A 7,999-nucleotide genomic window follows, 5' to 3' on the forward strand; every position below is an offset into this window, starting at 1 on the left:
TTAAAACGGCATAAGAGGTCCGCATGTGCGACTTGGTTCAAAAGGAAAGTACTAAATCAGGGGCTTGAAGTTCATATCAAGCTCTTGATTTTGAGCCCCTGACTTAGAACTTTCCTAATCTATTCTCAAAACATCTATTCTTCGAGAAAAATTGAAACTGCCTGTAAACGGGACATCAACTTTATGTGGCTGCTGGCCGGGCAGAAAGCCCCCGATCACAGTACAATCGCCCGTTTTCATACAGGCTTCCTTGCAAATGCCTGTGAAACTCTTTTTTAACAGATGGTAAGACGATTGGAACAGGCAGGAGAACTGTCAAAGGAGACTGTATTTATTGACGGGACAAAGTTAGAAGCCTGTGCGAACAAATATACCTTTGTCTGGAAAAAATCGGTAGGAAAATGGGAAGAAAAAATGTTCCAGAAGATACAGGGAGCGGTACAGCTTCTGAACAGGGAATATCTGCAGGATTTTTCAGCCGTTCTGGAAACAAGGACACAGGATCTGCAGAAAATCGTCCTGTTTTTAGAAGAACGCTGCCGGACAGACAACACCGTTTTTGTTCATGGACGAGGGAGACGGAAAAGCAGAAATCAACGGTATTTTGAGCTTTTCCGCAGATTTCTCGAACGTCAGACTATTTACGACTGGCATACAGCAAGTTTCCAGGGGAGAAATAATTATTGTAAAACCGATCCGGATGCAACCTTTATGCACATGAAAGATGACCATATGAGAAATGCACAGTTAAAGCCGGGGTATAATGTACAGATTGCAGCAGACAGCGAATATATCGTGGCAGCGGATATTTTTCAGGACCGGAATGACGTCTGGACATTGGTTCCCTTTTTAAAAACAATGGAAAAGAACCTGGGTTTCCGTTATCCAAGTGTAACAGCTGATTCGAGGTATGAAAGTGAAGAAGCGTATACATACCTGAGAAGTGTAAAGCAGAAACCATACATAAAACCACAGACTTATGAAAAATGGAAGAAGCGGAGTTTCAAACAGGATATCAGCAAACGTGAAAACATGGGGTATGACGAAAAAGCTGACACATACACCTGTCACGCTGGAAAAACACTGTCTCCCGTTTTCATCAGAAAACAGAAAAGCAAGAGCGGCTATGAATCAGAAGTGACCGTTTACGAATGCGAAGACTGCAGCGGCTGTCCTTATAAAGAAAAATGTACCAAAGCAAAAGGAAACAAGCGATTATATATCTCAAAAAGTTTTCTGGAAAAGCGTCAGGAATCCTATGAAAATATCCTGAGCGAAACAGGAATCCAATACCGCATGAACCGCAGTATTCAAGTGGAAGGGGCCTTTGGTGTTCTAAAACACGATTATGCATTTCAAAGATTTTTGCTCCGTGGAAAAACTAGGGTAAAACTGGAGATTCTTTTGCTTTGCATGGGCTATAATATCAATAAACTGCACGCAAAAATCCAAAAAGAGCGGCTGGGAAGTTATCTTTTTCCGGTCAAAGAAACTGCTTAAAAAGCCTAAAAACAGAAGCATTATAAAAGTACGCCAAAATCCGAAAGGGGTCTTAAAACAAAAGGAATCCTTCCGGATTTTTTTATACAGAGAACGAGGGTATCGCTCAATCATCTAATTTGATGATTTTGCGACACCCTCTGTGTTTTTACCCCAAAAACAAACCCTGAACTGCTTTTTATTCTACCATAATTTGATCATCTCCCAAAAAATAAGCATTTGAATGGGTATGCCTTCCTTCTTTATCATAAATCTGCACCCTAATACATCCTTCCGTTCCCTTTAAAGGAAAAACTGCTTCCGTGAGCGTATTTCCATTTTGAGAAGAAGCCCGGTAACAATTTCTGCCGATTGTATGCAGAAAAATTCTGTCCACAGGACTGCATTTTACCTTTAATTTATTCTCTTCAATTACCATTTCATGGATTTTTGGTGCTTCTCCCTGCCCCCGGAACGCACAACAACTGTAAAAATCCCCGTGTTCCAGCGCCTTCATAATTCCCTGATAAGAAAAATCATCCGTTCCTATCATGATATATCCACCAAAGGAATCACATAAATTATCATTCAAACTTTCTACATTATGATTATCGTCTGTTGAAACACAAAAAAGATTCTGTCCAGATCTCAGCATCTGTGCATACACATTTGGGTTATATCCGTTCATGCTGTCAACCTCGCATCCGTGATTGTAAATTTCCATTCCCCATAAGCCTTGAAACCCTTTATATTCATCGATATCCTGTAACGACCAGTCAGGATGATTATAACAGCACAAAAATCCCATTTTTTTCATTTTTTGAATATACTGATTCAGATATCCAAAATCCCCGTAAATCTGTTCCGGACGGCCAAGTGCTCTCTTTTCCTCTTTATATTCTTCCGGTTTCGTATCGTACCAGTTCAAATGATACGTATGTACTGTTGAATAGTCTTCCTTTACTTCTCTTGGCCGATCTATATCCGTTTCTATAGCAGCAATCGCGATAAACTCCTTGTCATTCAACTCCGTATGGTTCCTGTAGCGGTTATGATCTGTATATGCGATTACCTGATATCCTCTCCTTTTATATTCATTTTTTATTTCTTCCGGTGTCAGCCTCCCATCCGAAACAGTACTATGACAATGCAGATTCGCCTTATAATACGGAACATTTTTTGAAAGAAGCTCAATTCTCTTCATCTTTATTTTCCTTTCTGTTTTCCTAAATTTTCAAGAAATACACTCCATTTTTTTATCAAGCACAAACAAATTCCCATTGCAATCACTGCAGCGATCAACCAGATCAAAAATGTAAAATTCCATCCAAAAGATTCTGAAAGCGCACCAATTCCATAAGTTGATACCGCGCACCCCAAATATACCACTGAATTTAAGACACCGGAAATCACAGAAGCTCTTCCTACTGCTCCAAACCGAGACGGCAATACTCCGATCAGCATCGTATTTACCCCCGTCATTGAAGTTGTCGCAATTGCCAACAATAACAGCGATGCTGTAACTCCGCAATCATTCCAGAAATATAATACAGAAAGAGATATTATACAAATGCCAAAGAAAAAAGAGGCCGCACCAATCTCATGATATCCTGTGATTTTATTTACAACCGAAGCCAGAGATACCCCCATCAGATTACACAGCGGCAATAACGTAGTCCCGATTACCGCAAATGCCGTTTCTGTTTTATATACCTCCTGCAAATATGTTGGAACCCATGTGGTTACTCCGTCTTTTAACGCGCCCTGTACAAACAAAGCTATCATCAAAATGAAGACTCCTGATTTTCCGATCCAACAGATTTCTGCCGCAATCTGCCGCTTGAATTCTGAAGATTTCACTTTTCCTTTTCGCTTATACATCTGTCTGACGCTTCGATGACATTTCAGATATACTTGATCATATGGTGTCTTTTTCGTAATACCATACAACCACAAAACAGCTGAAAGCAGTATCAGAACAGCCGGCATCAAAAAGGCCATCCTCCATCCAAACCACTTTAAGCACACTGCACTCAGCAAATAGGAAAAAAAGGTCCCCATCGGCACTGAAAAATTAATATATAGGCAAATTTTTGCTGCCACATGATCATCCACTATATCACAAATCATTTTTAACAACGGAGACCATATCAACGCCTGTGCCATCCCATTCATGCACCAGATAACGCTCATCGTCCCGATTGAATGGGAAAATGCCATCAATGCATTCAAAACGGCTGAGATAAATAATCCCGTAAATACCATGCGCTTTCCATTCAGATATTCTCCTAAAAATCCGCTGACTAGCTGCCCGATTCCATAAGCAATAAAAAATCCCGTGCCAATGATTCCTGCCGTTCCTTTTTCAAATCCTTCTTCCGCTATCATTTGTACCAGAGATGCAGAATAATTTAATCTTCCCAAATAAGTAGAAAAATACGCTAAAAAGCATAACAGAAAAAACAGTATGATCCGCCTTTTATCCGTTATTTTTATATCCATCTTTTTCTCCCATCCTTTTCCGTACCGCTTCTGTTTTCCCTTCTATATCTCCAGACGATAGGTATAAACCCTTTTTACTGTTTTATGCATTATTTCCGCCTGATTCTCTTCCGGTTCCGGAACTTCCAGAAAAATCGTTCCTTTTTTATAAAATGGATTGATTTTAAATTCTAACTTTTCTATATCTAGCTCTTCTAAATGACCAATTTCCCACTCCTGACCATTATAAAAATCATCTGCAATACATTTTCCTTCATAAAAACATTGAGCAGATTCTCCTTTATAGGCAACACTGAGTCTCTGTTCTTCTTCAATCGGCTTCGCTGTTATTTCATACACTGTCCAAATTCCTTCTGTTCCAACCTCGCTTATCCCCTGGGGTACTGCCTGTAATGGCGGATAAATTTTAATCTTGGGACATTCTTTCTCCGGACATTCATACCAGACAATCTCTTTCTGATCTGTACACAGGATTCCTTCTGCTACTGCCAGATACTCCTGATCCAAAATCAATTTTGAAGCATACAGCGCTTCTTTATCTGTAATCGTAATAACCTGATCCACTGATTTCGGAGCAGTTATCCATTCATATTTTGGATCTGTATCCGAATAAAACACATATACCGGATTTTCATTTTGCAGTCTGCATAAAGGTGTCGCTAATGCGGTTTTTAAAACAGCTTCTCCAACCTCCATTCCAAATGGATAAAATCCATAATCTCCATCTGCAATATTTAGTCCTTCGAACGTAACCTTCTCTGTCCCGATCATAAACGAAATGCTCTGATTTCCAAAATTCTTCCGTACTCTTCTTCTCTGATAATTATTGATAAATAAATATCCTTTTTCTCCATTGTGCCTCACGGCATAACGCAATGTTCTGCAATCTTCCGGATTTTCAGAATTTCCTGATGGCAGCCATGTATTCATTCCACACAATTCTTCACCAAAATCCTTTAAGAACATGCCATATCTTCTAATCTGATAATAGGACTCTCTTACTTGTCCATATTGGCCCAGCGGTGCCATAAAATCATAATTCAATATCGGCAAATCATTGGGATAGCCTGTTTCCTTTGATTCCTGCATCGTACTGTATTTTCCCAGCGGGTTTGTACCTCCATGATACATATAATATCCCAGCAGATTTGCTCCACACCCTATTTTTGTCAAAGACATTCCGCCAATATCTTTTCCTGATACAATCGGCCTTCTGTGAGCGGTAACCTGTACCCCTCCCCCCAGTTCTGCCAGCAGAAAAGGAAACTTGCTACTGTCAAAATCGCATCCTGCTCCTATGGCTAAATCTGTTCCTATTCTTCCGTCATCCCGTTCTCTCGTAAAAACATAATTGGATGAAGCTTCTATTTCGCATATCCTGCTATCCCAGGGTGCTTCGCAATATCCCCCCATCACCGGAACCATTCCGCCGGTTGCTGCATCTCCCCATCCTGTGGCGGTATAATACGGAGTATCCAGCCCTACCTTTCTGGCAATTCGAGCCAATTCTTTCATATGCTCGTTCTGCTCTTCCTTACACATGCCCGGAATGCCATGATACTCATTTTCAATCTGTATCCCAATAATCGGTCCGCCGTTCTTCCACAGAAATTTTTCCACTATGCCTGCTATCTTTCTATAGTACTTTTCTACCGCACAAAAATAGCGCGGGTCATTAGATCTTGCGGTAAATTCCTTTTTCAGCAGCCAATCTGGAAATCCTCCATTCCTTACTTCTCCATGGATCCATGGACCGATCCTTAAAAACATCAACATTCCCAATTCCTGTATGAGCTCCAAAAAATGGGCCAGATCACAATTTTCTCCGACGAAAAACCTTCCTTCCTCTTCCTCATGATGAATCCATATCACATAACTGGCTACAATATCAATTCCCCCGGCTTTCATTTTCTGAAGTTCTTTTTTCCAATCCTGCTTCCGGTATCTGGAATAGTGAAATTCTCCCATTACTGGAAACCAGGGTTTCCCATTTCTGATCAGGGATACGCGATTCCATTCATATTCTGTTCTTTTCATAATCCTTTTACCCTTTCACACTTCCCAGTGTCAAACCTGAAGTAAAATATTTTTGTAAAAACGGATAAATTACCAATAAGGGTAACATTGCAATAAAAATCTGGGCTGCTTCAATATTCTGGGAATTAAGATTTAAAAGCTGCATGATCATCGTTACATCCCCTTCAAAAACAGCTTCTTTAGTAGATGTAACAATTGTCTGTAAGTACGACTGTAATGGATAATTGTCCGTATAATTACAGTAAATCAATCCGTCAAACCATGAATTCCACTGAAATACCAATGCAAATAATGTAATCGTCGCGATAGATGGTTTGGACAGCGGAATATAAATCTTACTCAAAATCACCCATTGATTGGCGCCATCCAGCATTGCCGATTCTTCCAGCTCACCCGGGATATTTCTAAAAAAATTCATTACCAGAATTACATTAAAAATATTCACTGCCGGAGGTAAGACCAACGCCCATATCGTATCAATCATATGTAATTTGGAAATCACATAATAAGTGGGAATCAAACCACCGCCAAACACCATCGGTATAATGAAATACCCTACATACCACTTTCTTTCCGGAAACTGTTTTTCTGATTTGGAAAGAGGATATGCCGCCATGATTGTAAGAAGAATACTGATTGGTACTCCCAGCATCACTCTTTCCAGGGAAATCATCGAGGCTTTCCAAAACTGATCGCTTTTGACAACATACTTATATGCATCCAAAGTAAACTGTACCGGAAGCAGTCCTACTCTATTTTCAATAATCGCTTGGGAGCTGCTGAAAGAAATCGATAATACGTTAAGAATAGGAATCAGACAGCTCACTGTAATCAACGTAATAAAAACCGCATTAAAAATCTGAAATACCTTTCTGCTTTTAGAATTATTTATCATATTTTCACCTCCTAAAAAACTCTGTATCCCGCATATTTATCCGCCAATTTATAACCACCCAAAATCAGTATCATTGATACAACAGATTTGAAGACTCCAACTGCTGCCGATAAAGAATACTGTTGATTGATCATTCCCCATCTATACACCAATGTATCGATAATATCTCCCGTAGAATATACTGCCGGGCTATATAAATTGAAAATCTGATCGAATCCGGCACTCAATACATTTCCAATCGACAAAATTGTCATTAGTGCAATAAACGGAGCAATTCCCGGTAGTGTAATATGCCAGGTCTGTTTTAATCGACCAGCACCATCTACTGCCGCCGCCTCATATAATGTCGTATCCACTCCTGTCAATGCCGCCAGATATACAATTGTGTTAAAACCAAAATTCTTCCATATATCACTCAAAATCATTGTACCCCTGAACAATTTGGAATCTCCCAGAAAATACAATGGCTCTTCAATCATCCCCAGCTTAATCAAAACATTATTCAAAAATCCTGCACTTTCCGCTGTGCTTCCCGGCGAAAGAAAATTAATTAAAATACCGCTTAACACAACCCATGATAAAAAGTAAGGCAGATATGTAATTGTCTGTACAGATCTCTTAAATTTTTTATTTTTAACTTCATTCAGCAACAATGCAAAAGATACCGGAATTACCAGATTACCGATAATTTTTCCCATTGCAATTATTAATGTATTTCTAATTGCAGGCCATGTATCCGGATGCAAAAATAAAGTTTCGAAATTTTTTAATCCAACCCACTCTGATTTCAGAAAACCAAGCCCCGGATAAAAATTCTGAAAAGCCATTGTAATACCTGCGATGGGCAGGTAATTGAAAATCAGCAAGAACATGCATGGTAAAAACAACATCAAATGAAACATTGTTCTATTCTGATGGTTTCTTTTTTTCATTACTTTTTTCGATTTTGCCACTTTTTATCCTCCCTATTTAGTCAAGTGTTTTTTCCTTATTTTTCAAGAAATTTTTAATTTCATATCTCAGATAAATGAGCCAAGAGGATGGACATTTCTCTGTATCTGGTACGAAAATAGAGGGTTTTGGGTA

General features: G+C 39.3%; 5 protein-coding genes and 1 pseudogene. 1 reads left to right on the forward strand and 5 read right to left on the reverse strand.

Annotation, left to right across the window (positions count from 1 at the left end):
- Positions 1–120 precede the first annotated feature (120 nt).
- Positions 121–1,500: pseudogene (locus FYJ45_RS28410) on the forward strand (IS1182 family transposase); the annotation flags it as partial.
- Positions 1,501–1,678: 178 nt separating this feature from the next.
- Here the strand turns inward: FYJ45_RS28410 and FYJ45_RS28415 are convergent.
- From FYJ45_RS28415 to FYJ45_RS28435, 5 genes are read right to left on the reverse strand one after another with little or no spacing between them, the layout of a single operon-like run.
- Entirely contained in the window at positions 1,679–2,683 is a 1,005-nt protein-coding gene (locus FYJ45_RS28415) for a PHP domain-containing protein (protein WP_154468324.1), read from the reverse strand.
- A 2-nt stretch (positions 2,684–2,685) separates the two neighbouring features.
- A complete protein-coding gene (locus FYJ45_RS28420; RefSeq protein WP_154468325.1) occupies positions 2,686–3,981 on the reverse strand; it encodes an MFS transporter in 1,296 nt (431 codons plus the stop codon).
- Positions 3,982–4,023: 42 nt separating this feature from the next.
- Complete coding sequence (locus tag FYJ45_RS28425) at positions 4,024–6,018, reverse strand: beta-galactosidase (RefSeq protein WP_154468326.1); 1,995 nt, start codon at positions 6,016–6,018, stop codon at positions 4,024–4,026.
- Between the two features lie 7 nt (positions 6,019–6,025).
- Positions 6,026–6,913, reverse strand: coding sequence for a carbohydrate ABC transporter permease (locus tag FYJ45_RS28430; RefSeq protein ID WP_154468327.1), 888 nt, complete (start codon positions 6,911–6,913; stop codon positions 6,026–6,028).
- 11 nt (positions 6,914–6,924) lie between these two features.
- Positions 6,925–7,866 carry an ABC transporter permease gene (locus FYJ45_RS28435; RefSeq protein ID WP_321170340.1) on the reverse strand — a complete coding sequence of 314 codons (942 nt, stop codon included), beginning with the start codon at positions 7,864–7,866 and terminating at the stop codon, positions 6,925–6,927.
- Positions 7,867–7,999: the final 133 nt, after the last annotated feature.

This window comes from Eisenbergiella porci (assembly GCF_009696275.1).
Classification (GTDB): domain Bacteria; phylum Bacillota; class Clostridia; order Lachnospirales; family Lachnospiraceae; genus Eisenbergiella; species Eisenbergiella porci.